At 39.5% G+C, this 2,269-nt stretch carries 2 protein-coding genes; one reads left to right on the top strand and one right to left on the bottom strand.

Annotation, left to right across the window (positions count from 1 at the left end):
* Nucleotides 1-1,252, bottom strand: a 1,252-nt coding sequence (locus CXF78_RS20870) for a glyceraldehyde-3-phosphate dehydrogenase (protein ID WP_102037840.1), incomplete at its 3' end; no start/stop codon positions are given.
* Nucleotides 1,253-1,452: 200 nt separating this feature from the next.
* On the opposite strand from CXF78_RS20870, the gene CXF78_RS20865 reads away from it, so the two are divergent.
* A partial coding sequence (locus CXF78_RS20865) for a DUF2989 domain-containing protein (RefSeq protein ID WP_102037839.1) occupies nucleotides 1,453-2,269 on the top strand: 817 nt, incomplete at its 3' end.

Raw genomic sequence — 2,269 nt, 5'->3', positions numbered from 1 at the left:
TTTCGGTCGATTCGGTAAAATCGATTTGATTTTGTAATCCAGACTGTAATGCGACATCTTTTAAGTATTCATTCAACTCATCACGATTAGTTTCATGTTGTAAATTAACACTAATAATCGCCATTGATACGTTAGGAGTTGGCACACGGATAGCATTACCGGTTAATTTACCCGCTAATACAGGCAATGCTTTAGCAACAGCTTTAGCGGCACCCGTTTCAGTAATCACCATGTTTAACGGTGCACTGCGACCACGACGATCAGCACTGTGATAGTTATCGATTAGATTTTGATCATTCGTATACGAGTGAATGGTTTCTACGTGACCATTTTCAATAACGTATTTGTCATTAACCGCTTTTAATACTGGCGTAATAGCGTTTGTGGTGCAGCTTGCCGCCGATACAATAGTGTCTTCATCAAGAATATCGTTTTCATTAACACCGTAGACGATATTTTTAATGGCGCCTTTAGCAGGTGCCGTTAACAATACTTTTGAAGCTCCTGGGCTTTTAAGATGTAAACCTAAACCCTCTTCATCTTTCCAAATACCAGTATTATCGACAATTAACGCATCTTTAATATCATACTGTGTGTAATCCACTTGATCAGGAGAGTTAGCGTAAATAATCTGAATATAAGTGCCATTAGCAATGATTGCGTTGTTTTCTTCATCAACTTCGACAGAGCCATTAAATGGCCCGTGTACCGAGTCACGACGCAACAAGCTAGCACGTTTCTCTAAATCGCCCTTTTTACCACCGCGTAATACAATGGCACGCAAACGCAATTTGTTGCTTTTACCGGTACGTTCTATTAATAAACGAGCGAGTAAACGGCCGATACGACCAAAACCATAAAGTACAACATCGCGAGCCGGGGTATCATCACCGTGATTAACCGCTTCAGACAATTCCTGTGTCATATAAGCTTCAATACCGCTCGCATCCTTGTTATTACGCCAGTAATTAATCGCTAATTTACCAATATCCACTCTGCAATGTTTAATCGCTAATTTGCTAAGTGCTACAACAAATGGGAAACTTTCACGAAGACGTAATTTTTCACCGACATGACGACGTACTAAACGGTGTGACTTAATGATTTCGATGGTTGATGCATTTAGTAATGGTTTACCATATACCATTACTTCAATGCCTTGGTTACGATACAACTTGCCAAGCAACGGTTGCATTGCTTCTGCCATTTCGAAACGTTCTTGCCAGCTCTGTAAATGTTTATCTGCGCTCATGTAGGGATCCTTTATCTCACTTTTCTCGTTTTTTCAGAAAGGTTTGAGTAACAAAAAGAAAAGACCAATAATTTAGTATATTGTATGGGGGTGGCCCCTGTTGGTCGCCGACATTGTAATGAAATACAGGCTATTTCGCTAGTAACAAATTTTCGGTAAATGTGTAATTTTATTAGACAATTTACCTCTCGGAGAGCATTTTGAGCAATAATTTTGTATTAATTACATCATTTACAGTTATTGGGGCATTATTTGGCCTTTTTGGCTGCGATAATGACCGTAATAGCGACCTCATTTGTAAAAATAATCCCGAACTTTGTAGCGATTTACACAAAGATAGTTGGTGCCGATTTGAAAAAGGCGACTTGATCCGTCATCGATACGCGTTAAAACAGAGCTCGTCGCCCACAGGCAAGCAACTTTATCAACAGTTGGTATATCTAGAAAATTACAGTAAATGCATCGAATTAGCCGCAGGGGTTCAACATAAGTTGAATACCGACCGTACACGTGATCGCGAGCGAGCATTTGCGGTAAGTACTCAAACACTGTCTGAACTTCAAGAGTTTACTCGCACTAATAATGAGGTACATTTAGCCTTTTATCGCTGGATGCGTTTCAACGATCAAGACTCGTTCGCTATTGTAGAAGACACCTATAAGCAAGGTGTCCTCACTGACAATGACATCATTACCCAGCTTGCTGCTTATTATGTGCGAGTTTCACCTAACGACGCTAAAACACTTTATTTGCATTTGTTAGCCACAACTGAACCCGCCAAAATCGATCCTGATTGGTTTTTAGCGTTAGCATCGATATATCGACAACAACAAAATGCTGAAAAAGAATACCTGTTAACTCGAGCAAATTTGTTAATGAGTGACAATCATGCTGATGAAAAAAAGTTATTGGCTATCATTAATGGTAATAAAACATTAGCGACTGAACTCGATAAACAAGCACTTGAATTAATCTCAGCGGTAATGAGTAAGCAATTTGCACAGAGTCGCAGTGAAA

The organism is Shewanella sp. 11B5 (assembly GCF_002836795.1).
In the GTDB taxonomy this organism is placed as follows: domain Bacteria; phylum Pseudomonadota; class Gammaproteobacteria; order Enterobacterales; family Shewanellaceae; genus Shewanella; species Shewanella frigidimarina.
Note: the sequence above shows the minus strand (reverse complement) of the source record. Positions and strands in the feature narration are given on the sequence as shown.